Origin of the sequence: Actinacidiphila oryziradicis, assembly GCF_005047355.1 — a bacterium.
Lineage (GTDB): Bacteria > Actinomycetota > Actinomycetes > Streptomycetales > Streptomycetaceae > Actinacidiphila > Actinacidiphila oryziradicis.
The window spans coordinates 1-23,317 of sequence record NZ_SUMC01000068.1 but is presented as its reverse complement, the minus strand read 5'-3'; the positions used below and the strand labels follow the sequence as shown (position 1 = coordinate 23,317).

General features: G+C 68.8%; 24 protein-coding genes and 1 pseudogene. 15 read left to right on the top strand and 10 right to left on the bottom strand.

Annotation, left to right across the window (positions count from 1 at the left end):
- Positions 1-6: 6 nt before the first annotated feature.
- On the top strand, positions 7-387 hold the full coding sequence (locus tag FCI23_RS39820) for a hypothetical protein (RefSeq protein WP_136729026.1): 381 nt from the start codon (positions 7-9) through the stop codon (positions 385-387).
- Between the two features lie 1,103 nt (positions 388-1,490).
- Here FCI23_RS39820 and FCI23_RS57140 read toward each other — a convergent pair.
- The 5 genes from FCI23_RS57140 to FCI23_RS39795 form a co-directional block, all read right to left on the bottom strand.
- Positions 1,491-1,682 (bottom strand): hypothetical protein, encoded by a 192-nt coding sequence (locus FCI23_RS57140; protein WP_169317150.1) that lies wholly within the window; start codon positions 1,680-1,682, stop codon positions 1,491-1,493.
- Positions 1,683-2,216: 534 nt separating this feature from the next.
- Entirely contained in the window at positions 2,217-2,459 is a 243-nt protein-coding gene (locus FCI23_RS64125) for an STAS domain-containing protein (RefSeq protein WP_136729046.1), read from the bottom strand.
- A 305-nt stretch (positions 2,460-2,764) separates the two neighbouring features.
- A complete protein-coding gene (locus FCI23_RS39805; protein WP_136729024.1) occupies positions 2,765-3,142 on the bottom strand; it encodes an Asp23/Gls24 family envelope stress response protein in 378 nt (125 codons plus the stop codon).
- A complete protein-coding gene (locus tag FCI23_RS57135; protein WP_169317149.1) occupies positions 3,142-3,828 on the bottom strand; it encodes an Asp23/Gls24 family envelope stress response protein in 687 nt (228 codons plus the stop codon). The genes FCI23_RS39805 and FCI23_RS57135 overlap by 1 nt, the downstream gene beginning before the upstream one ends.
- Positions 3,819-4,394, bottom strand: a complete 576-nt coding sequence (locus FCI23_RS39795; RefSeq protein WP_136729023.1) for an RNA polymerase sigma factor — start codon at positions 4,392-4,394, stop codon at positions 3,819-3,821. The genes FCI23_RS57135 and FCI23_RS39795 overlap by 10 nt, the downstream gene beginning before the upstream one ends.
- 201 nt (positions 4,395-4,595) lie before the next feature.
- On the opposite strand from FCI23_RS39795, the gene FCI23_RS39790 reads away from it, so the two are divergent.
- The 6 genes from FCI23_RS39790 (at position 4,596) to FCI23_RS57125 (ending at position 7,608) form a co-directional block, all read left to right on the top strand.
- Entirely contained in the window at positions 4,596-5,084 is a 489-nt protein-coding gene (locus tag FCI23_RS39790) for an Asp23/Gls24 family envelope stress response protein (protein WP_136729045.1), read from the top strand.
- Between the two features lie 76 nt (positions 5,085-5,160).
- Positions 5,161-5,322 carry a hypothetical protein gene (locus FCI23_RS57130; protein WP_169317148.1) on the top strand — a complete coding sequence of 54 codons (162 nt, stop codon included), beginning with the start codon at positions 5,161-5,163 and terminating at the stop codon, positions 5,320-5,322.
- Entirely contained in the window at positions 5,319-5,735 is a 417-nt protein-coding gene (locus FCI23_RS39785) for an Asp23/Gls24 family envelope stress response protein (protein WP_246144520.1), read from the top strand. The genes FCI23_RS57130 and FCI23_RS39785 overlap by 4 nt, the downstream gene beginning before the upstream one ends.
- A gap of 97 nt (positions 5,736-5,832) precedes the next feature.
- A complete protein-coding gene (locus FCI23_RS39780) occupies positions 5,833-6,528 on the top strand; it encodes a DUF6286 domain-containing protein (RefSeq protein WP_246144519.1) in 696 nt (231 codons plus the stop codon).
- Positions 6,529-6,565: 37 nt separating this feature from the next.
- On the top strand, positions 6,566-7,174 hold the full coding sequence (locus tag FCI23_RS39775; RefSeq protein ID WP_136729022.1) for an alkaline shock response membrane anchor protein AmaP: 609 nt from the start codon (positions 6,566-6,568) through the stop codon (positions 7,172-7,174).
- Between the two features lie 266 nt (positions 7,175-7,440).
- Positions 7,441-7,608 carry a hypothetical protein gene (locus FCI23_RS57125; RefSeq protein WP_169317147.1) on the top strand — a complete coding sequence of 56 codons (168 nt, stop codon included), beginning with the start codon at positions 7,441-7,443 and terminating at the stop codon, positions 7,606-7,608.
- A gap of 53 nt (positions 7,609-7,661) precedes the next feature.
- Here FCI23_RS57125 and FCI23_RS60805 read toward each other — a convergent pair whose 3' ends face one another.
- Complete coding sequence (locus FCI23_RS60805) at positions 7,662-8,663, bottom strand: tyrosine-type recombinase/integrase (RefSeq protein WP_246144518.1); 1,002 nt, start codon at positions 8,661-8,663, stop codon at positions 7,662-7,664.
- 274 nt (positions 8,664-8,937) lie between these two features.
- Between FCI23_RS60805 and FCI23_RS39765 the strand changes: the two genes are divergently transcribed.
- The 8 genes from FCI23_RS39765 (at position 8,938) to FCI23_RS39730 (ending at position 18,635) form a co-directional block, all read left to right on the top strand.
- A complete protein-coding gene (locus FCI23_RS39765; RefSeq protein WP_246144517.1) occupies positions 8,938-9,684 on the top strand; it encodes a GNAT family N-acetyltransferase in 747 nt (248 codons plus the stop codon).
- Between the two features lie 250 nt (positions 9,685-9,934).
- Complete coding sequence (locus FCI23_RS39760) at positions 9,935-10,957, top strand: LLM class flavin-dependent oxidoreductase (RefSeq protein ID WP_246144516.1); 1,023 nt, start codon at positions 9,935-9,937, stop codon at positions 10,955-10,957.
- Between the two features lie 24 nt (positions 10,958-10,981).
- A complete protein-coding gene (locus tag FCI23_RS39755) occupies positions 10,982-12,223 on the top strand; it encodes an ATP-grasp domain-containing protein (protein WP_136729020.1) in 1,242 nt (413 codons plus the stop codon).
- A complete protein-coding gene (locus FCI23_RS39750) occupies positions 12,220-13,440 on the top strand; it encodes an ATP-grasp domain-containing protein (protein ID WP_136729019.1) in 1,221 nt (406 codons plus the stop codon). Before FCI23_RS39755 ends, FCI23_RS39750 begins: the two co-directional genes overlap by 4 nt.
- Before the next feature lie 30 nt (positions 13,441-13,470).
- The gene (locus FCI23_RS39745; RefSeq protein WP_136729018.1) at positions 13,471-14,583 is read left to right on the top strand and encodes a glutamate-cysteine ligase family protein; all 1,113 of its coding nucleotides are present in this window, start codon (positions 13,471-13,473) and stop codon (positions 14,581-14,583) included.
- Positions 14,584-14,602: 19 nt separating this feature from the next.
- On the top strand, positions 14,603-16,396 hold the full coding sequence (asnB, locus tag FCI23_RS39740; protein ID WP_136729017.1) for an asparagine synthase (glutamine-hydrolyzing): 1,794 nt from the start codon (positions 14,603-14,605) through the stop codon (positions 16,394-16,396).
- A complete protein-coding gene (locus FCI23_RS39735; protein ID WP_169317146.1) occupies positions 16,393-17,364 on the top strand; it encodes a PrpF domain-containing protein in 972 nt (323 codons plus the stop codon). Before asnB ends, FCI23_RS39735 begins: the two co-directional genes overlap by 4 nt.
- The gene (locus FCI23_RS39730) at positions 17,361-18,635 is read left to right on the top strand and encodes an MFS transporter (RefSeq protein ID WP_136729015.1); all 1,275 of its coding nucleotides are present in this window, start codon (positions 17,361-17,363) and stop codon (positions 18,633-18,635) included. Before FCI23_RS39735 ends, FCI23_RS39730 begins: the two co-directional genes overlap by 4 nt.
- Before the next feature lie 160 nt (positions 18,636-18,795).
- Here the strand turns inward: FCI23_RS39730 and FCI23_RS39725 are convergent, their stop codons facing one another.
- The 4 genes and pseudogenes from FCI23_RS39725 to FCI23_RS57120 form a co-directional block, all read right to left on the bottom strand.
- Entirely contained in the window at positions 18,796-20,103 is a 1,308-nt protein-coding gene (locus FCI23_RS39725) for a Tn3 family transposase (protein ID WP_136729014.1), read from the bottom strand.
- Between the two features lie 928 nt (positions 20,104-21,031).
- Complete coding sequence (locus tag FCI23_RS39720) at positions 21,032-21,340, bottom strand: STAS domain-containing protein (RefSeq protein WP_136729040.1); 309 nt, start codon at positions 21,338-21,340, stop codon at positions 21,032-21,034.
- Positions 21,341-21,710: 370 nt separating this feature from the next.
- On the bottom strand, positions 21,711-22,175 hold the full coding sequence (locus tag FCI23_RS58630; RefSeq protein ID WP_211265662.1) for a hypothetical protein: 465 nt from the start codon (positions 22,173-22,175) through the stop codon (positions 21,711-21,713).
- Between the two features lie 456 nt (positions 22,176-22,631).
- Positions 22,632-23,317 (bottom strand): annotated as a pseudogene (locus FCI23_RS57120) (hypothetical protein); the annotation flags it as partial.

The window sequence follows — 23,317 nt, the reverse complement described above, 5'->3', positions numbered from 1 at the left end:
GGAGATATGGACGACGACGCCAGCACCGGCGAGGCCTTGCCGGAACTGTGTGACCTGTGCGGGATGGCGATCTCCGATGGCTCCGAGCTGTACGGCTTCGCGCCCGATTCCTCGCTCATCCACCCGTTCGACCCGAAGTTCGACGGCAAGCGTCGCCTCACCGCCTGCTCCGCTGAGCACATGACTCAGCTCCAAGAAGAATACAAACACCGCCCCTTCATCGAAGAGGAGCAGTGGGCAGGGAAGATGGGCCGCGTGTTCGACCAGCATCCCGAAGGGCTCAGCATCAAGGACATGATCGAGGCCACCGGCCTGACCCGGAAGCAGCTCGACCGGGCCATCGCGTGGAACAACGAGCAGGTGCGGCACCACCGACGCAACAACTGACAACACCACAGCGGCCCGCCGGGCCTCCCAGCAGGCCGCTCCTGGATCGCGCTGCACTTCAGGTCCAGCGGATCCCGAGTCCGATGCCGAGCTTTACCGCCCGGCCGTCGTCCAAAACCTCGATGTGCTTCCCAAGCAGGGTCAGGTGCCCTTCGCGCTCGCGGAACTGAGCGGCGGCCGCGATGTTGACGGCCCACTTGTCAGCGTGGCTGGGTTTCGGCGCGGGCTTCTCGCTCGTCCTCGGTACATCGACTGCTGCGCCCTCGTGAGCTTGTCCCGGCCCAACCGCTGGTGAGCTTTCCTGGTTTGTTTGTGCCGCCAGGCGGAGGCGGCAGGGTGCAAGCAGCGTTGCCAGGTGACGGGCCAGGCCCGCACCAGGACGGGTCGATCTCCTCCAGCGCTTCGCGGCGCTCCTCGGTGAGCTCACCAGCTGACGACTCCACCGGCGCCAGTGATCGTTTCGGGCCCGGCACCGTGATCCCGGCCGCGCTCGCCCACCGGCACGCCAGCTGACGCCCGGCTGGCGTCGCCTTCCCTCCCGCACTTCCTGCGGCGGCTCAAGGCGTGACCGCCGGCCCCGGTTTATCGAGGTCCGGCCCGGCGTCCGCCGCGCCGGGCACCTCGCGCAAGGGCACAGGGCCGGCCACGGATCCGCGCGGGAGACACCGGAGAGGGCAGGATGGGAACAGACCGCACGGGCCCAGGTCAGCTTCACAACTCACCTAACCCGTGCGGTCCTTCTCATGTCACGGCCCCACCAGGCCGATCACTATTTCCCCCGAGGTCGTAAGGGGCCCGAGCATTCCCTCGGCCTTGCCCGCTGGTTTGTCCGCAGCGGTCTGTGGCGACGGTGACAGCGTGAGTCACTGCGTGACGACCGCGCGGGCTTGACCTGCTCGTCTCCACGCGGCTGGGCGGACACTGGGATGTGACGGAGCCCGGGCAGGTGAGGCAGCAGGGGGAGGTCCGTTCGAAGGCCGCAGCCACCTCGGATGGCACCGGCACGTAACCCTCGCAGCCCTCGCCCAGGCCTTCTGCGCCCTCCTGCGGCTCGACCCAAAAGTCCCTGCGCCGGCCTGACCCTCTACGCCGTCCTCCGCGAGTTACAGAACCGTGCGCGGCCCGAGCTGGCCGAGCGCGTGGCCGACCAGGGCCTCGGCGACTGCTTGGTCTTCCTCCTCGGCGTGCAGCCACAGGATCAGCCCGGCCCCGTCCCCCGGGCGCTTCGCGTAGGAGACGACCCCCCGCACCCGCCCGCACTGGTCGTGCACGACATCCGTGCGGACGTTGTCCAACTCCAGCCGCCGTCCACCGGCGAGCGCCCGGCCAGTGCCTGGGCGAGCATCGCGGGCGTTGCCTCCGGCTGCCCCGGCAGCCGGTCGGCCTCCACCAGCGCGAGCACCACCTCCTGGTCGCCGGCCCCGTACGCCCGCGCGGACAACTGTGCCGCCGCTCCGACGATGGTGATCGCCACGCTCGCGTCTCCCTTGGGCTGTCTCCCCCCGAGCCTGCCCCTGCCGGCGCCCGGACGCCAGAGCACTCGCCGCTGCGGGCCCAGGATCCACCATCCGCCGCCTCGAATCGCCGATGCCACGCGTCCGGGCATCTGACCGGCGATGTCCTGACCGCACGTCCGCTCACGACGACGTTCGCGGCTGAGGTTGGAGCGGTTGGCCTGGCGGTCCGGCTGGTGGGTGATGACCGCATGGCAGCGCGGTCGGGGCCAGGGACGCGACGGCGTCGATGGCCTCGGCCAGGTGCTCCCACTTGCTGTGGTGGCGTCTGAGCGGCAGAACAGCCCTCTTCACGTCACCTTGCGACCATCGTCGTTACTCGATCGTGAACACACCGCCGGTGTGCGACAGTCGAAGAAGCCGGGCCAGAGCGCGCGGCACTGCGCGCAGGTGCAGGTCGGCGCCGCTGGCTCTCGCGGCGCGGGCGGCGCTCAGCAGCGCGCCCAGCCCGGCGCAGTCGCAGAAGGTCAGGCCGGAGAAGTCGACGGCGACGTGCTGGTGCGTGGTGACGGCGGCGAGCAGGGCGTTCCGTGTAGCTTCCCGCGGATCGGGGCCAATTGGCCTCGCCCGACCTGGGACTTTTTACCTGGTTAGCTCCCGCTTGGTCGAAGCTCCTCGGCCAACCAGCCGTGGCCGCATCCGAGATCCAGGATGTCAAGACCGGAGACATCTCCCAGATGGTCCCACAGAAAGCCGGAGAAACGTCGGTAGAAGCTGTCGACCGCGCCGCCACCTGCTGAGCATAGGTAGAAGCTGCCGCGTCCCACAGGCGGAGATCGTCTGCACCGGCCGTCACACGATCAGCCTGTCCACATTCGTGTCCCGGGTCAACGGCAATGCGCGCTGCCGCCTCGTGGGGCCGTTCACCGGCTGAGGTGCCGGCCGTCCGGTGCTATGCAGGTCACGGTCACCGTGACGGCGATGGCGTCCGGGGCGCCCTGCGCGGCGAGGTGGGAGACGACAGCGCTTCGGACCCGGGCGTGGACGTTCCGGGCGACGTCGAGCGCTCTGTGGCCTTCGGACAGGACGCAGCGCACTTCCACGTGCCAGCCGGAGGCGTCCTGTGGCCGGTCGACGCGGACGCCCGCCGCGGGCGGGGAGAGTGCCGCCGCCGTGTCAGGCCACGTACGGGAGGCGGCTCCCGCGAGCCGGTGGGCGAGGCCGGGCTGCAGGTGGGTCACGCCGGAGACGGTGAGTGCGGCTTCGGCCGCGACGCTGCGAACGGTGTCGGGGGCAGTCATCACGTACCGCCGGACTCGGCTGGTCCGGAGTCTGCCCGGACCGGGGGCACGGGCGGCTCCAGTGCGTCGACCACCTCGATATCGACGCCCGTCACGGCCAGTCCCAGGGACTGACCGGCGGCGTCGAGGACCGATCGGCGCACCTGCTCCGCGCGGTCGGGCAGCGGGTGGTCCAGGGCCGCTGCCACGGTCATGGCCACATGCACGCCGGTGCCGTCACCGGTGGGGACCAGACGGCAGCTCGCAGCCTTCGCCCCCGGCACCGTGTCCGCGGCCTGCCGCAGCACTTTCGCCGCCGTGTTCTCGGCGATCCGCAGATCCAGCGCGGGGTCGTCCAGCGGCAGCATCCGTCCGAGCCGCACCTCGGCCCGGACGATGCCCATGATGCGGTCGGCGAGGGTCCGGACGCTCGGTGGCTCCTGTGCCCGCAACGCCCGCGTGGCCTCGTTCAAGGCAGCCAGTCCCTCGACGGCCTCGCGGCAGTACGGGCAGGAGGCGGTGTGCGGATCCGCCGTCGGCCCGGCGTCCCGCGCCTGTTCCCAGGCGTGGCTGAGCGGGCGCCCGCAGGTCAGCGACTCGTCGCCCGCGAGCGGGGCCGCGGCGTCGAGGGGCGAGCCGTCGGAGGGCTCGGGGCGCCCCGGCGGGCCGGTGCCGGGTGTCTGCGGATACTGGTCCTCTAGCGCCATGGGGCCATCGCCTCCTTCAGGGACCGGCGTGCTCGGAACAGTCTGCCGCGCACCGTTTGTTCACTGGTACCCGTTACCTGAGCGATCTCCTTGTAGGGCAGGCCGTGCAGTTCCCGAAGGATCCAGCAGGCCCGCTGTCCGGCATCCAGCTCGCCGAGCGCGGTGGCCAGGGCGTCCGTGACCGCGTTCTGCTCGGCGGCACGGGTGGGCGAGCTGCACGCCTCGACCGCGGCGGGTTCGGCCACAGCGTCCAGCGGGAGCGGCGGCGGCCGGTGGCGCAGGGCGTTCAGGCAGCGGTTGACGGTGATCCGGTACATCCAGGTGGTGAACGCCGCGCCGCGGCGGAATTCCGGCAGCCGCCGCCAGGCGCTGACGAAGGCGTCCTGAACGGCGTCCTCGGCGTCCTGCGCGTTGCCGAGCATGTGAAAGGCCAGGACGAGGAGGGGGCGGCCGTGGCGTCGCACGAGGACGGCGAAGGCGTCCTCGTCGCCTTCGGCGGCCCGCACCGTCAGCAGTGTGTCGGGGAGTTCGGGCTCCGGCGGGGGAGGCCCGGCCAGTTCGCTCATCACCCGCTCCCATCCCGGGAGACCAATACGCGCGCCGTCCGCTGTCGCGGTGGCGCCGATTCCCTGTTCCCGTTCAGGCGCGTGCCCGCCCAGAAAACTGTGACGCGCACATTGGACTGTGTGATGGCCAGCGCCGGGATGTGTCCAATCCTTCGACGGGCATCACGCTGGGTGCCCCATCGACCGATCGAGGTGACTGCCATGACGGAGACCACCAATCGCATCAACGCCGGCGAAGAGCGCCGGCCCGGGGTGGGCGGAGCGACGCTGCAGGGCCGCAGCGGCGTCGACGTACCTCCGGAGACACGGGGGAAGACCACCATCGCGGACGGTGTGGTGGCGAAGATCGTCGGCATGTCTGCCCGTGAGGTACCTGGCATCCACAACCTCGGCGCGGGGTTGGCCCGGGCCTTCGGCGCCGTCCGGGAACGCGTCCCCGGTGGGGGCGCGGGGGTCACCCGCGGAGTGAAGGTCGAGGTGGGGGAGCGTCAGACGGCCGTGGACCTGGACGTCGTTGTCGAGTACGGCGTCTCCATCGTCGACGTCGCCGGGGACGTGCGCGCCAACGTAATCGCCGCCGTGGAGCGAATGACGGGTCTGGAGGTTGTCGAGGTGAACATCGTCGTCGACGACGTGCACCTGCCCGAGGAGGACGAAGAGGGCGAACCAGAAGAGGGCCGCGTGCGATGAGCTGCAACGGTCCGCCGCCGCGCCCCGGCCCGGCGGCGGCGAGCACGAGCTGTTGGGCGTCAGATGGGAGTGAGCGATGGACACAGTGACTGTGGGCCTGGCAGCGGGGATGGCTCTGGGTTTCGCGGGCTACTTCGGCGGCTTCTGGGCGTTTGTCCTGGTGGCGTTCCTGGGCGGGATCGGCCTGCTCGTCGGTCTCGTCCTGCGCGGCGACATCGACCTGCGGCGGCAGCGGTGAACGCCCGCTCCGCCGGTATCCCCGGCGCCGGACCCGCTGGCCAACCGGTGCAGGCCGGGCACCTTCCGCCGCCAGCCGAACGCGGCGCGACCGTCATCCCTGACAGGGTGGTGGCTCGCGTCGCCGCTCGGGCAGCCCGTACGGCCCAGGCGCAGTGGGCGGGCCTGTCCCCCGACCGCCGCCGCGGGACAGGCCTGCCCGACGCCTCCGCGGCTACGCACGGCGGATCGGCGCGTCTGGGCCTGTCGCTGGACCTGCCCTATCCCATCGACATCGCCCGCGTGTCCCAGCGGATACAGTGCGATGTCGCCGAGCGGGTGACCCGGCTGACCGGCCTGCGCGTAGCCGAGGTCACCCTGACCGTCCGGCGGCTGGTGACCGGCGGTCGTCCGGACCGAGGACGTGTCAGGTGAGCCGCGTGCTCGTCGGCGGTCGCTGGGGCGTGACGTCGTCCGCCAGCCGGGCGGCCCATACAGCCGCCTATACCCGCCGCGCGAAGAGGAGGACCCGATGACCTCCGCCCCGGGGTCTTCCACCCCAGCCTCCGGACCGCCCTGGCCTGACAAGGTGGCTCTGGCCAAGGAGCCGGCCGGGGCCGGTTCGCCGGAACACGACGTGCCGCGGGCGGGCCCGGCGCCGGGTGGTGACAGGCGCCGCGGTTCGCACCGGCCTTGGGCCTCGCGCCGCGTCCCGGCCGCCCTGGTCGCCCTGGTGATCCTCGCTGCCGCCGGTGCGGTGCTGTGCGACGTCATCGCGGTACGGGCCGGACGCCCGGCGGCGGCCTGGCGTCGGCACCTGGCCGACGAACTGGCCTCCCGCCCGGTCGACGACGTGTGGATGCTCACCGGAGCCGCCATCGCCGCCGTCCTCGGTCTGTGGCTGATAGTCCTGGCACTCACCCCCGGCCTGCGCCGCCGGCTGCCCCTGCGGACACCCGCGGGCTGGCCCCGGCCCCGCCTGCGGGCCACACTCGATCGCGACGGGGCCGCCTGTCTGCTGCGCGACGCTGCGCTGCGGGTCCCCGGCGTCAGCCGGGCACGGGTCCGGGTGCGGCGTCACCGCATCAAGGCCCGCGCGGACGTCCGCTTCCGCGACCCGAGCCAGGTCCAGGACGACCTCACCGCCGCCCTCCAGGAGGAACGCGACCGGCTCGCCCTGTGCCGTCCCCCACGGCTGGTGGTGCGCGCACGGCGACGTGCCACCTGACCGAAGCCCAGCGCACGCCGCCCCCGGAGCCGAAACCATGAAGCTGCGAACCGTGCTCAACCGAATCCTGCTGGCCCTGGCCGGACTCATGCTGCTCGGCGGCAGTCTGCTGATCCTCGCCACCGGACTGGACGTCTATCGGCACTGGCATCTCACCCCGCCCGCCGGCTGGCCCCTCACCTCACCGAACGACTTCCTGCTCAGCTCGGCCGACCAGGCCCGCTGGAGCAGCCAGGGCTGGTGGTGGTGGCCGGCGGTCATCGCCGCCCTCGCCCTTGTCGCCCTGCTCGCGCTGTGGTGGCTGATCGCACAGTTGCGCCGACCCCACCCCGGCGGCATGCCCGTCGGCGGCACACCCCCGCAGCAAGGCGTCCAAGTGCGCGACCGCGCCCTCGGCTACGCGATCGCCGCCGAAACCGGCGGCCTGCCCGGCGTCCAGCGGGCCGACGCCCGCATCACCGGCCGGTCTGCCCATCCCCAGGCCCGCGTCGACCTCACCCTCACCCCGCAAGGGTCACCCGATTCCGTCCTCGACGCGCTGTGCGACGGCCCGCTGCGGCACGCCCACGACTCCATCGGCTCGACCGGCCTGCCCACCGAGGCACGACTGCGCGTCGCCGGTCACAAGCCCCATCGGGCGGAGTGACGTGCACAGCCCGTTGAGGCCATCCGGCCGAACCTGATCACCTGGCAAACCGTCTGGTCGAGAGGTGCAGCCGGGGCAAACCGGGCCGCCCGCGGATACTCGGGGGCGGCCGCGCTCTGCGGTGCGGCGAGGGCGGCCGGCAGGCGTGGCTCCCACCGCCGGGTGCGGCCGCCACGGACCAGCCGGGGCGAGAGCGGCGCGCTGGGCCATGCCGCCGGACACCTGGCTCGGGCGGTGTAGAAGATCCATTCAGGACTTCCTTGGCGGTGGCGATCGGGGTCCTGGTACCGGTCCTCACAACGGTGATCGGCTGGATCACGAAGTTCGTGGACGCCATCAGCGCTTCGGTGAAGTGGGTCGTTGACCAGTTCCAATGGATGTTCGACACTCTCGTCGGCCACTCGATCATCCCGGATGGCCGGAACGGGGCATGATGCTGGTAAGCCCAAAAGGGGCAATGAGATGATCTTGAAGGTCAGGCGGTTGGTTAGCGGCGCCTTGCAGCGGGGTCCCGGGAGGCGACGTGGCGCGCGACCGAGTCGACGCCGGGGCGGGCGTAACGCTCCAGCGAGCGCACGGAGGCGTGTCGGGAGCGGGCCAGCAGCATCGGTGTGCTGGTGCCGCCCTCAGCGTCGTGCGTAAGGCTCGAATGGCGCCAGCGGTGCAGCGTCCAGCCTTGGAGATCAGCCCATTGCTCGGGCCGGGCCAGCGGGTTGGCCAGCAGCCGGGTGGACTCCTCGAAGATCTCCTCCGCTCGCCGGTAGGACAGCCGGGCACGCCCCGTGGCCAGGCAGACGTCGAGGCTGGGCGTGCCGTCCGGGGCCCGGCGCCCGGTGAGGAACAGCGGTCCCTCGGTACGGCCCGAGATCAGGCGTGGCAGTAGCTGGGCCGCGCCGGACTGCCAGTGGATCCACTCGATCGCGCCGCCCTTGGCCTTGATCTTGCCGCGCTTGTCGGCGGTGAACAGGTCCTCGATGTTCAGGCAGAGCGCCTCCTCGGCCCTGGCCGCGGACTCGTACAGCAGACGCCAGAGCGTCTTGTCCCGCAAGCTCACGTCCTCCAGGCGCCAGACGGCGGCGACCTGCGCGAGGGAGAGCGCCTTGGTCTTGTCCGGCGGGGAGGGCCGACGCTCGATGCCGAACGTCGGGTCGACGCTGATCCAGCCCTGCCGCAGCCACCAGCCGATCGCCTTGCGCACCACCGAGAGTTCGCGGTTCACCGTGTCGGCGTCCATCTCGTCCGCGCGGGCCGCGGCGAGCTCGGCCAGGACCTCCGGCAGGCCGGGGTCGTCCAGCGCGGCGAGTGCCAGCGCTGGTGGTCTCGCGCCGCGCCGGGCCGGACCGATCGGGGTCGGGGTGCCGGCCAGCATCCAGGCCCAGTTCGTCAGCGAGATCCGGTAGACCCGCGCCGAGCCCTTCGTGATTCCCGCCGCCGTCAGGTACCGGTCCATCGCCGAGGCGTACGTCGCCGGACCGGCGGCCAGGGGCACGACACGGGCGCGCGGAAGACGGAGCGCGCCCCGGTCTCCGACGCGGCCGCATGTTCGATCGCCACTCTCGTCCGCCCTCCAGCACTGTCGCGGTAAATGCGTACACCTCGCCCCCGGTGCTGATGATCATGCTCGATCGAACACGCGAGGCCATCGCGGGGGTGCCGATCCGAGGGTAGAGGCCCTGTCGCGGTAAATCCGGTATTTACCGCGACTGTGGTCCGCAGTTGGCATAGGGCCCGCTACCGCTGGGGGTCTTCGGCAGAATCGAGCCATGAGGGAGATCAACAGCTGTGAGGACCTGCAAGCCTGTTGCGGTAACGACATGCTGTGCATGTGGGCTGCCCAGGGGCTCGATGGCTACAGCTACGCGTGGGCGAGCGAGGATCGGCGTGCGGTAGCTATTGCCGGACCGGCACTATCGTCGCGGGATCGGCTGGCGGTCTGGGGAGCGTCTGACGCCGCGGTCCCGCTGGTGCGCCGAGTTTTGGCCAAAGTCGGCCCGACCTACAGACCGCTTGGCGACAGCGCTCTGATCGACGCGCTTGTCCATGGGATCCCAACGCTGAATCATGTGGGCAGTTTTGGCTGGATGGACTGTACGAGTCCAGCCGGTTGTTCCGTGCCGGGCCCCAGCAGGGCCGAATGGCTGCCGGAGACCACGTTGCCGGAAGTGGAAACACTGGTGGAGGCCAGCTTCCCGGCATCGTACGCGAAGCCAGGGGTTCCAGGCGTCGAGCGGTGGGCCGGGGTGCGGGATGACGGCGGCCGACTCGCCGCGGTGGGTGCTCTCGCCTGGTCCGCGCCAACTGTCGGATTTCTTGCTGGCATTGCCGTACAGCCTCAGACCCGGAGCCAAGGACTTGGACGACAGGTCTGCAACTTCCTCCTCGCCGAGGCGCTGAGACTCCACGGGGCGGCGGCACTCATGGTGAACGACTGGAATCACGCTGCTCTGCGGCTCTACCTGGGCATGGGTCTGCGGTACAGGCCGCTGCGTGCTGCCTCGGTCTCGACCTGAGGCTATTTCTGTCCTTTATCTGTGAATATCTTATGGTTGGCCTGTTGGCCGAAAAAAAACCCACTGCCCCGGATCGTGCACGTCGTATAGATTCTCGTCTCGCTGCATAGCTGAACGAATGATGTGTGCGGGTCGAGGATCGAGCCAGGCGACATGGTCACTTGGCCGCAGTCGGGGAGCGGGGGAACATGCTTGGTGTCTGGCGATTAGTGTCACAGCTGCTCAGCGGGCGATCTGGAACGGACCGCTCATGACAGAGCGTCCGAGAAATGTCCGTATCGGGCTGAACCTCACCCTGCAATACGTGCCGACGGAGTCCGCGTCCACGGCGCTGAGGGATCACCTGCGCCTAGTCGAGGCGGTAGGTGCAGCCGGCTGGGATTCTGTCTTCGTTGCTCAGCACTATCTGAGTGAGGGGATGGCCCATCTCCAGCCGCTTCCTCTTCTGGGCCTGTTGTCCTCAGTCACCGGAGATATGCGGCTGGGTGCGGGCATTTGCCTGCTGACGCTACAGAATCCGGTGGACGTGGCCGAAGCATACGCCACGGCAGACGTTCTCAGCGGCGGGCGGCTGGTATTCGGAGCGGGACTCGGTTACCGGGATGTGGAATATGAGGCTTTTGGGGTGACCGCGGGCGGACGCGTCGACCGGTTTACTCGCAATCTGGATCTGGTGACCCGGCTGTGGGCGGGCGAGGCAGTGGACGCTGACTTGCCCTGGTGTCGGCTCGACGGCGCCCGGCTGTCCGTGTTACCCGTACAGCGACCGCGGCCGCCGGTGTGGCTCGCGGCCAACAGTGACAATGCGGTACGCAGGGCGGCACTGCTCGGTGACGCCTGGATGATCAATCCGCATGCGGCGATGGCGACGGTGGAGCGGCAACTGGAATTGTTCCACTCCGTCCGGGCCGAGGCCGGGCTGCCGGAGCCGGTCGATGTGCCGCTGATGCGGGAGGTTGTCTGTGCGCCCGACCAGGCCACGGCCACTGCCCGTGCCCGCCGCCACCTTGCAGCCAAGTACGACGTCTACAGGAGCTGGGGGCAGGACACTGTGCTGCCCCCAGGCGACCGCTTCGACGCCGAGCTCGCCGAGCTGTCCCGCGACCGATTCGCGATCGGCGACCCCGACGACTGTCTGCTCGTCCTGCGCGAATGGCGCAAACGGACGGGCGCTACCGAGCTGATTCTCCGCGTGCACTGGGCGGGAGCCCCGATCGAAGAGGCACTTGAGTCGGTGGAACTGCTCAGCACGGAAGTGCTGCCCTACCTGTAAAAGGCAACGGAAGAGAAACGCACCATGTCACACACCCCCCGAGTCCTGGTGATACGCCCGGCCAAAGAACGCGAAGCGGCGCTGCGCACTCTGGCCCGCACCGGGGCCGAGATCATCGTTGCCGACCACCCCGACAACGATCTGGCTGGCTTCGCCGACGTACAGCTTCCCTTGCCACACGTGCCGGCCGCCTTCCGCACCGACCGGGTGGCGGAACTGGAGACTCGCATACTCGACTTCCACGCCCAGTACCCGCTGACAGCCGTTATGGCCGACTACGACTACCTACTGCCGCTGGTCGGACGGCTCAACGAGCGCCTGGGGCTGCGCGGCCACACCGAGTGGTCCGGATTGACATGCTCCAACAAGCGGCTTCAGCGCTCGGCCCTGGATGCGGCCGGAGTGCCTCAGCCGCATTGGGCCCCCTGCCGGGGCACGGCAGAAGCCCGGGACTTCGCCAAGTCGGCGGGATGGCCAGTTGTGGTCAAGCCTGCGGACAGGGCGGCCAGTTGCGCGGTCTTCGTGGTGCACACCGAAGCGGAGCTGGACGCGGCTGTGGAGGCGGCGCTCATTGAGTCCTGGGGCGCGGACGTGGTGGTCGAGGAGTATCTGGACGGCCCCGAGTTCAGTGTGGAAGCGGTCGCAGCGGACGGCGTGGTGACTACGGTGGCGGTCACCAGCAAGGGCATCGGCGGCCGAACCGGGGTGCTCAAACTGGACGCCGAAATCCCGGCCCGGCTCGTTGATAGCGACCGGGCGGCGGTGGAGCGTGTCGCGGCTGATGCCGTCCTGGCCTGCGGCCTGCTGGACGGACCCGCGCACACCGAGGTCCGCCTCACTGCCGAAGGGCCACGCATTGTGGAAGTCAACGGCCGAGTCGGAGGGGTCTTCATCAGCAACATGGTGTACGCGGTCACGGGTGTGGATCTCTACCGAGCCTGGTACGACGTGCTGCACGGCAAGGCTCCCGGCCTTGCCAACGAGAAGCGGGGATTCGCAGTCCGCCGGTGTGTCTCCGAGGCGGAGGGCCTGGTCGAGTCCGTGGAGATCGGCGCGCTGCCCCCGGAAGTAATGGGGCGGCATCTGCTCACTCGCTGCTTCGTGCACCCGGGTGACCGGCTGACTGCGATCAGCAATGGCAATGAGATGCGGGCCGCCGTCGTTGCCTTTGCCGAACGGAGAGAGGACGCGGTTACGGCCGCTGAGGCGCTCGCCGCGAATGTGACCATCCGTACCAGCCCGCTGACGGGGGAAGCCGCGAGATGAACCGGGTTCTGATTCTCAACCGCTACCGGTTGCAGTCCGCTGCCTTCCATCACTGGCTGGCACCCGAGCACGAGCTGTTCCTGCTCAATTGCGCCACACGGGCCGTCGACAGGCGCCCCGAAGCCGCCGTGATCCGGGCCCGATACCGCGACATCGCTGAGTTCGACGACTACGTCACCAACCCAGCGGTCGTCGAAACCGCCCGGGAATGGATCCGGCGGTACGACATCGATACTGTCATCGCCTTCTCCGAGTACGACGTACTGCGCGCGGCCCGGCTGCGCGACGAGTTCGGCCTCGAAGGCCAGAGCGCCAGCAGTGCCGAGGCATACCGCGACAAGCTGGTCATGAAGCGGTTGCTGGACAAGGCCGGGCTGCCGGTTGTCCCGTACATCCCGCTGGAGCGTCCTGGAGACCTGGAGCGCTTCGCCGCAGACGTGGGCTACCCAATCCTGGCCAAGCCTCGCACAGGCACCGGTTCCCGGGGCATTCTCCGTATCGAGGACGACCCGGCGGCGGCTGCCTTCGCCGCAAGCCAGGGCCCAAGACTCAACGAGTACCTCGCCGAGGCCTTCACTCCGCACGAACTCCTGCACTGTGACGGAGTGTTCGTCGCGGGGCGGGCGGTGTTCACCGAGGTCTGGTCCTGGTCCACGACGTTCCTGGACATAGTGGAAGCCCCGGTGCCCACCATGGCCATCACCCTGGACCGGGACGATCCGCGCCGGGAGACCGTGGTGCGGCTCGCCGAGGACACGCTGCGTGCCCTGCCCACCCCTGCGGTGACGGCCTTCCACATCGAGTTCTTCGACACCGGGACGGGGATCGTGGTCAACGAGGCGGCGAGCCGTATCGGCGGGGGACGTATCCAGCCGACACTGCGCCGACTGCACGGCGTCGACCTCGTGGAACTGGCCGCCCGCCATCAGACTGACTCCTCCCCTGAGTCTCTCGTGCCCCGGCAAGCCGCTCCCACCGGGGGATTTCTGATCGCCTATGACCACGCCGGTGTGCGCGGCCGGGCACCGGCCGAGTGCCCGCTGCCCGGCATCAGCCACTACGAAACCGTGCTGCCCCGCTCCTCGGGCGGCACGGCCGACGTCGCTTCCTCCTCATATCTGATCAGCGGGGTGGCGCTCGGCCAGGACCGTTCGCAGACAGCCGAGCGGCTGCTGGCTATGCACCGCTGGTTCCTCGACAGCATCATCGCCGCCTGAAACTGCAACCCGCTACGTCATGCCCACTTCATGAAGGGATTCTTCGCCATGCCCGGATATGACCCGACCGCCTACCGCATGGGCATCGAGTTCGAATACCAGCTCGTGGACGCCGAGGGGCAACCGCAGCACTGGAAGGAACTGTCCTTCCCGCTCCTGAAGGACGTCATCGCCAAATCCAACGCCCCTTCCAACGACTACATGGTGGTGAAGTACCCCGGCTCCGACCAACGCAGCTTCTATCTGGAGGGCTACGACCTCACCGACGAGCAGGGCCAGCTCACCGACCTGCACGTCAAGGGCATCGAGATCAGCACACCGATCGCCTCCGACGTGTATGGGCAGCAGGAATACCTGGTCCAGCACTACGAGGAGATGCAGGCACTTCTAGCCGAAATCGGACTGCGCGGCAGCGTGTACGGAGCTCACCGCACCGCCGAGGAGTACCGGGGCCCGCGCGGCGGACGCGGCATCGAGGGCTGGGCGGCCGCCGAGACGGCAATGATGACCTGGGGCATACACGTCAACGTCAGCTTTCCCGACGAAGTCGAAGCACGCCTCGACCGTGAGTATCTGCACGCGAAGTTCGACTGGTTCGGCCCGGCACTCGTCCTTCTGAGCGCCAACACTCCGGTAAGGGGAGAAGGACCATGGACCGTCGACGGAGTCGTGGGTAAGTCCGAGCGCTCCTACCGCCGCAGCTTCACCCGGCGACCGATGTACTTCCGTGACGATCAGCACTTTCGTAAGGAGATCACCTGCATCGACATCACTAACCGGCTCGACCTGGTGCGCGGCTACACCGCGCTGGTCACAGGCCTGATGCTGGAGCAGGGAACGTTCAAACATGTCGCGAGCCCGTCCGCGGACCACAACATGCGGTTGGCCAGTGTGCATGGCTACCAGGCGCCGCTCCTCGACCGGCACTTCCAACCCGTGGATGCCGGCGCCCTCGTTGATGACGCCCTTGACCGGGCCACCAAGGGCCTCGCCGACCACGGCCTGGACACCAAGGCCCTCAATGCCCTGCGGTCTCTTGCGGAGCGGCGCCGCTGCCCCGCCGACGACACCCTGGAGACCTGGTACGCCAATCCGGACTGGGCGGCTTTCCTGTCGCAGCACACCGACCTGACCGGTCACTGAAAGGACGAGTCCCGCACCCATGTGCCGCATATTCGGCCTGCTCGACCCCCGCCTGAGCCGTGAGGAGCTGCACAGGCGGGGGGACGAACTGGCGCAACTCCTGGACCATGGCGGCCCCGACGGGCGCTCTCACCGGGTCTTCGACGGGATCCTGGCCGGTGGCACTCGGCTGGCCATCTCCGATCCTGAGTCGGGCTGGCAGCCCTTCACCGCCGAGGGCTTCACCGTCTTCTACAACGGTGAGATCTACAACGCGCCCGAACTGCGCCGGGGGCTTGTCGCCACGGGCGTGGAATTTCGTACGCGCTGTGACGGTGAGGTGCTCGCACCGCTCTTCGCCAGGCACGGGGCAGCTGCAGCTCGACTCCTCGACGGCATGTTCGCGATCATGGCGTACGAGCACCGTACCCGACGGCTCACCCTCGTCCGGGACCAGTCCGGCTTAAAGCCGCTCTACCTCTTCTCCGAGGGTGGACGGCTCGGATTCGCCTCAGAGATCCCCGCGCTGCTGCGGCTGCGCGGTGGCGGAATTCGGCTGGACCCGGACGCGCTCGACCGCTATTTGCGGTTCAAAGCGGTCTACGGTGCTGTGCCCGAGCCGGGTGCGCTGGGCGACCCGACCTTGATCGAGGGGATCCGCTCACTGCCGCCCGGCCACGCCCTGGAAGTTGTGCCGGGCGGGGTGCCCGCGGTGATGGCGGTGGCCTCGGTCGCCCCCGAGGAACTCTCCGACCCTGTGGAGGACCTCGCCGGCCGGCTCCCGGGATTGGTCGCCGAGATGCTGCCGACGGATGTGCCGTACTGCGCGGTGCTCTCCGGCGGTCTCGACTCCTCCGTGATCACCACATTGGCTGCTCGCGCGGCAGGGCCACTTCAGGCATTCACCGTCGTCCCCAAACACCCGTCCGCGTACGACGAGCTGCCCTTCGCTCAACTGGTCGCCAAGACCACCGGGTCCAGGCTGGAACAGGTCACCATCGGCGGTTCCGATCTACCCGGACTCCTGCCCGCAGTGGTCCGCAACCTTGGGCAGCCCAACTCCGACCCCATCATCGTCAGCACCTACCGGCTCTTCGAGGCGGTACGCGCAGCGGGGTATCCCGTGGCGCTCACCGGCGATGCCAGCGATGAACTCTTCGGCGGATACGACCGGTTCAGAGCACTGGCCCGCAGCGGGGACACCGGCGCCTACCGGGACGCCCTGTCCGGAGTACCTGCTATGTGGCGCGAGGCCCTGTACACCAAGGACGCCCGTCAGGCCCTTCATGAGCACCGGCGTCCCGACGACGGCCCCTGGGCGCGCCCGCGGCCCTCCAAGGTCACCCCGGCCGAGGACGCCACCGGTTTCGAACTGCGGCATCGACTGCCCGTCTACCACCTGCAGCGCCTGGATCATCTCAGCGCCGCCCATTCCGTCGAGGCCCGCGTCCCTTTCTGCCGGAACGGCATCACCAGCCTCGGCCGTTCGCTGGGGCTGGCAGACAAGCTGGGCCCCGGCAACAGCGTGAAACGCACCCTGAGCACCGCAGCGACCCGCCACCGCTGGGCGCCCGAGGTGATCGTGAACAGGCCCAAACAGCCCTTCACCTTCCGGCTCTCCGACAATCTGCTGGAGGACCAGGGAACCGCCCTGGACTGGGCCCGACAGGTGCTGACCGACCCCAGCGCGCAGCGCGGATCGTTTGAGGGAGCCCAAGTGGAGAAAGTCCTCGCCCAGTTCGACGAGCGGCCCAGCGAGCCACTGGCACACACCGTATGGGCACTGCTTGTGCTGGAGCTGTGGCTGAGGGAGATCACCGGAGGCCGGTCGTGACCACCCTCGCCGTCAGACGGGTCCGGGCCATCGGCGTCGACATCGGCCTGTGGAGCGTCGGCGGAGCTGCCGCTCCGACGCTCGTCGTCGCCAGCTCCCGCCGACTCGCTGACCCACTGCCCGTTCTGGAAACCGCCGTGGCCACGATCGGCCGGCCGGTCGAGAAGGTGGCACTCGCTCATCCGGCTGCCGACGGCCCCACGGCGCACGCCGAATATGTCTTCGCACAGGTCGTCGAGCAAGCTGGTTGCCAGGTGCTGGACCTCACCCCGGAGTGCGGCCACTCCATGCTCGCTACCGCTACCCATCTACACGCCAGCGGACGCCTCCCTGCCGGGCGCGGGCCCTTGCTGCTGCTCACCCACCGCTCAGGGATCTGGCGCATCGTGGAGTGCGAGATCAGGACCCTCGACGCGGAGGCTGGAGTCTACGACGCCGGGCTCGGCTTCCCGCTCGACGACCGGGGCGGTGACTTCCCGCTGGGCAAGGTGCCGCTGGTGCTCGACATCGCTGGGGTTGCGCTACCGGTCACCGTCGTAGACAGCGGCAATCCGTACGCGTTCGTGGACGCGTCCGCCCTGGGCATCAGCAGCAAGGACGGGCTCATGACGGCCGGGGACGACGCCCGCACCATGCTTCGGGAAGTCCGGACCCAACTGGCACCCCGGCTTGGGCTGGCCGACTCTCAAGTCCTGCCCAAACCTGCTCTGTTGCTACATACAGAGGACGGCGGTATGTACGTACGAGCACTGTCGGCCGACGATTGGCATCCCGGCCTCGCCCTCACCGGTCTGATTGCGGTCGCGACCCTGGTGGCCGACATCGCACCGGGCTACGCAGACCTCTCAGTCGGGCACCCGGGCGGCACCTCCACGGTTCGCCTGTGCAACCAACCTGATGGCACTCGCGTTCTCACAGTCACCGGTCGCCGGGTGACGCGGCTGGCACAGTTTCCCCTGGGGGTATGACGATGCGCTTCGTACCTGCCGACCGCACGCAGCGCTGGCTGGCCCTCGGCAACCTTGTCAACATGACGGGCACCGGGGCCTCCATGTCCGCTTTGGTGGTTTTCCTAGCCCAGGTCAAGCACTTGCCGCTGGCCCAAGCCGCCTCACTGCTCAGCGTCAGCGGTCTGATCGGGGTGCTGGGCGCAGTGCCACTCGGGCAGCTCAGCGACCGGTACGGGGCACGGATAGTGGCCATCACCGCAGAACTGGTGTGCGCTGTCGCCACCTGCGGCCTGATGGTGTCGGGAAACATGTGGTCGTGCGCCCTGGCGTTGGCAATAAAGCAGCTGGCGACGAGCGGGAACACTGCGGCCCGCTCCACCCTGATGGGTAAGCTCGTCCCACCAGAGCAACGCGCGACGCTGCGTGCTTACCAGCGCAGCGTCACCAATGTGGGTTTCTCGCTCGGAGCGCTCGGGTCGGGCTTCGCACTGGCCGCGGACAGTGCGGCCACTCTTTATCTGCTGCTCGCCCTCGACGCCGCGACGTTCTGCTTCGGCGCTTTTGCCACAGCCAGGCTGCCCGAGGCCAGCCGCGGCGCGAAGGGACGCGGCCTCGCTGCCGACGCTCTGGGCGACCCCGGCTATCTCTCAGTGGCGTTGTTGAATGCCGTGCACACCTTGAACCGGGCTGTCGTCTCCATCGGCGTTCCCCTCTGGGTTGTCTACGGCTCGCGACTTCCACATTGGGCGGTCTCAGCTGCGATGGTCCTCAACACCGTCGTGGTGGTCGGGCTCCAAGTGCCGCTCAGCGGACAAGCAACAGACGTCCAGGGGGCCCGTAGATCACTTCTCATGGCAGGTGTCCTCACGGCTGGCGGTTGCGCCGCGCTTGCCGGGGGCGGGGCATCGTCGGGATATGCGCTGTGGATGTTCTTGAGCGTGGCTTGCCTGACGCTCTCGCTGGGGGAAATCCTCGGGGCCACCGCTGGCTGGATCCTCTCTTACGATCTTGCTCCCGATGAGTTGCTGGGCCAGTACCAGGGGGTGTGGCAGCTCATCGCGGACGGTGCCTCGAAGGCTGCTGGCCCAGCTGTCATTGGTTGGACGGTTGCCGCGGGCCCGCTGGGATGGAGTGTGCTGGCCGGAGGGTTCGCGATGGTGGCTGGCTCCAGCCCAGCGATTGTGTCGCGGGCGAAGCCCCGGACGGCCAAACACCGAATGGCGCTCGACTTGGCGCGTGGGAGTAGTGGCAGCTGCTCTGTCACCGGAGCGCCATTCCGCAACGGCTGATTTTTCACCCGTTGCTGACAATAGCCCCTACCGATCACGGGTCTGCCGGGCTATCACGGGTGTCGTTATATCCGTTTCGCATAGATTTGCGGAGTTATCTGGCCGGTGGCTCCACCGGCACGGACTGCCCATCTCAGCATCCCTTCCCGGCAGGGTCACGTTATCCGCTGGTGCAGCCGCATGTACCCCGTCTGCTCCGCCTCGGCCAGGCTGCCTCGTCGAAGCCGTCGCGGAATTTGGTGAAATCGATGTCCAGGTGCGGCTCGTAGGCATCGGGGACGATGGCGAGTTCGTGTGTGGAGTATTCGCCGAACCGGTTGATGTTTTCCGTGATGTACGGGGATATCTCCGCCAGGTCTTCGGGCTCGATCTTCCACCCCTCGGCCTGTAGTTCTCGCACGATCATGGCAATGTCTGTGGCCTGGTGGAAGATGACCGCGTTGGTGAGAAGGGCGTTGAATTTCATTGCCTTTTCCTGCTCGACGGGGTCATTGTCGGCGATGATGCCGCGGTTGCCGAAATAGAGCCACTGCATGAACCGGTTGTACGACTCGACCTTGTTGGTCGCCGCCGTCACGCGCCGGCGCATCGCCGGATCGGAGAGGTAGCGCAGCATATGCACGGTACGGATCACCCTCCCGACCTCACGAAACGCGGTGTAGGTGCCGTTGCGGCGGGAGCCGGAGCGCAGCCGCTTGAGCAGCAGGGTGGAGGACAGCAACCCCTCGCGCACGGACACCGCGACGCGCATCAGGTGCCGGAACTGCGACTCGATCAGGCCCCAGTCGATGACATTCGCCCCCGGCTCGCCGAACAGTGTGTCGATGTGCACATACTGGCTCTGCTTGGACGGTCGATAGAAAGTGAGATCCTTCCAATTCCGGATTCTTGGCATCAAATCAAAGCCCAGCAAATGGGCCAATGCAAACACCGGATAAGATTGCCCCTGCGTATCGGCGTGGATCGTCGTCGGCTTCAGCTCCGAGGCGTTTTTCAGCAGTCCCTCGATGATGTAGACGGCCTCCCACACGCCACACGGAATAAAATGCGTGAACAGGGCGATATAGGTGTCTGAAATGTGGTGATAGGCGATGCCGCCGGACTTTCCGAGCCTCACCGAGGTCTCGGAGAGCAGGTTGTTGAGGTAGGTGTCCATGTGGGTGCCGTCCGCGCCCACCGTGGTGCCGTCGCCCCACGCCTGGGAGATGTCGAGTTTGGCGTGCGCGTTGACGACATCGGTGATCGCCTCGTTGAGCAGGGCGATGGAGAAGTGCCGGTTCGCGGCCAGCGACAGCTCGTGGCCGGACACCCCGGGGATGTGCCGGGCGGCCTCGTACGGGCCGAGGTTGGTGCCCTTCACGAAGGTCGTGATGACGTACCGGCCGAAGGGGTCCTGGAGTTTCGGCTCGTTGCCGGAGGCCGGGCCGAAGCGGCGCCACCACTCGACCCAGAACGCGGTGCGGGCCAGGAATCCCGATCAGGGAGCGTTCCGGCAGCCGCGCCTTGATCTCCTGCTCCAGCTTCCTCGCGCTGGCCCGCTGCCCGTCGGCCTTGTGCGGGGTGAGGGTGGGGATGCCGGTCTTCGGATCGATGAACAGCCCCTCGTTGTCCGGATACCCGGCATCCGCCCCGGCCGCGGCCCGCGTGAGCATGTCCTGGAGCTGTCGGTGGAAGGACGCCGCGTCGTACGGGGTGTCATCTCCGGGCTCCTTGAGGCCGACCTCCACCAGGTAGTCGCCGAGCTTGTCCCTGACGGTCTCCCAGCCGAGCAGCTGCTTGGACCAGTCCGCGTACTCATCGGAGCCGAGTACCGCGATGTCGCCGGTGCGCAGTTCGTCGGCGAGGTTCGCGAAGACCATCGCCTCGAAGTGCCTGCGCACGAAGTAGCCCGGCCGGTCCTTGTCCCGGATGGCTTTTTGCCAGTTCAGGGTGGCGAAGGAAACGTCCACCACCTTCCCCTGCGCATCCAGCTCGGGGATGTAGTCGCGGGCGGCCTTGTGGGCCTTGGCGTGCGCGAGGGCATTCAGCACCCGCCAGTCCTCCGAGGTCGAGGTCAGCTCCAGGCGGCCCGGTGCGGCCAGGTCGAACATCAGGGAGCGGTCCTTGCGCAGCTGCCCGTACAGCAGGATCTCCCAGTTGTTGCCGTGGTGGGCGGGGACCTTCTCGATCTGCTCGTACTGTCCGGCGAACCCGCCGAAGCCCTCCACCGCGGCGGTCACCGCCCCTACCCCGCCGGCCTGCACCGTCAGCGCTCTGGCCAGGGCGAGGAAGGCGAGCGAGACCTTGCCCTCCAAGCGGTCCGTGACCTGCTCCGCACTGGCTTCCTCGTCCAGCCCCTCCAGCGACTTCAGGATCTCCCCAAGATCATCCCGTGGCCCCTTTTGGGCTTACCAGTTTCATGCCCCGGAACGGGTCATGCGCGGCAGCTCCGGCGGCGGCCGGTCCACGACGATCCGGCCCGTGCCCAGATGCTGCGCTGTGACTGCCAGAGCCGCCGCGCCGCCCACATCGATGAACGACACGCCAGAGAGATCCACGAAGGAGACGTCCGTATGCTTCCGCGCCAGACCCTGCAATGCCTGGTCCCAGGATGCGCGGGTGCTCACGCTGATCTCTCCAGTGGCGCGGATCCCAGAGCGACCGGACAAGGGCCCCACCTCCAGCAGCGCCCCGCTGCGCGACGGCACCGGGACCGATCCGTCCATGCCACGGGAAGCCGTCACGTTCTCTCCCCTACCTCAGGTGCCGCTGAGTGACGTTCCCTTTCCCCGGCCACCCACAAGACGGACGGCGGGGTACAGCAACGTCATTGTATGAGCGCGACGGTGCGCCGTCGGCCAAGGGAAGGCAAGAACCGCATGCAGCCCTCACCGCATGAGGGGAGGCGACGGCCAGCAGGCAGCCTGTGCGACGGATAAGTCCGGAGCGAAGCAGGACGGCGGGTTCCGCCCATGAGCAAGGCGGACAAAGCTGGCGGACGCGACCTCGCAAGCGGCGGGAAAGCTATGCCCGTCGCCGCTCCTTGGCGCCCTTGAGAATCGCCTCTGCTTGCTCAACAGCGGTTGCCGCCGGGGATCACTCCTGAGCTGATGCCGGTTCCGCCCCGGAGCGCGCGACCAGCAGGCGTCTTTCGTAACGGTCCAGAGCGAGCAGGAGGCCCAGCAACACGAAGGGAAGCACGGACACGATGGCGATCACCTCTTGGCTTCTGTCGAAGGGACGGCTCCACCACCGCCGGGCGTCTGCCATTCGAGGCGGCCGGCGCCCAGGACATCGGCCGGCCGCTTCCAGGGCCCGGCGGGTCGCGGAGCGGTTGCGCACCGGCAGGCCCTCCAGTCCGAGGGTGAGCGCGCAGGCGAACTCGAACGCGTGCACCGTGCGCGGCCCGAGCCGGCCGAGCGCGTGGCCGGCCAGGGCCTCGGCGACTGCTTGGTCTTCCTCCTCGCTGTGCAGCCACAGGATCAGTCCGGCCCCGTCCCCGGGACGCGTCGCGTGAGGAGACGACACCCCGCACCCGCCCGGACGGGTCGTGCGCGACATCCGTGAGGACGTTGTCCAACTCCGCCCACCAGCCGCCGTCCACCGGCGAGCGCCTGGCCGGTGCCTCGGCGAGCATCGCGGGCGTTGCCTCCGGCTGCCCTGGCAGCCGGTCGGCCTCCACCAGCGCGAGCACCGCCTCCTGGTCGCCGGCCGCGTACGGCCGCCCGGACAGCCGTGTCCCCCGCAGACTGTCCCTGCCGGCGCCCGGACGCCAGAGCACTCGCCGCCGCAGGCCCAGGATCCACCATCCGCCTCGAATGCCACGCGTCCGGGCATCTGACCGGCGGCATCCGGCCGACAAACTCGGGCCGCGCGGCCCCGGCCGGCGGGTGGCCGCGTTCGCCGCCGCCCACCTCGGCCATGAGGGCGTCGGGCCGCGTGAGTGGCCCGATGCCTCATGGGAGACCGTCAGGGGACCTGTCGTGTGTGATTGCCGTCACCGGTCACTGCGGCCGGTTATGTGGCGGCGTGGTCGGCGGCCGTGGTGACGGTGGTGCGTTCGTGGTGGCGGCGCTCGTAGTCGAGTACCTGCCGGGCGAGGTCGGTGTCGGCCTCGCGCAGCCGGGTGCGGATCTCGTCGGCCTTCATGGAGTCGTAACCGGGCCAGGGCTCGTCCCCGCGCAGGTCCGCGATCTTGTTCAGGATCGTGGTACGGCCGGCATGGGCCCGCTCGTAGCCGTCGATCGTGGCCAGCTCGGCCTGGGACAGGTGCCGAAGCCAGCCGGTGACCTCGACGACGGTCAGTTCGCCGTAGCCGGGAATCGGCAGCTCGTCCTCCGCGGCCGCGGCCCCTTGCACCTCGCCCCGCATCCGGGTCACCCCGGGCAGCCGCCCGACCGCACCTTCGAGGGTACGTTCGGCCTGCTGCTCCCACTGTTCGGCTTGCCGCCCGCTAGCTTCGACCGTCTCCCGCAGGCGGCTCCAACCACCACGGACCGCCTCACCGGCCCCGGTGGAGCCCACCCACTCCGCACGGCGGCCGCCGTTCGCGGCGGCCACCACCGCCCCGGCCTGTTCTTGGAGGCTGTCGGCGAGCTTTTGCAGCAGTTCCTCGTCGTGGCGGCGGATGGAGCCGAGCAGGTCCGCGCCGGGGTCGTCGTCGGCCTCCTGGGCGATGCTTTCGCCGGCCCGGCAGGTAGCCA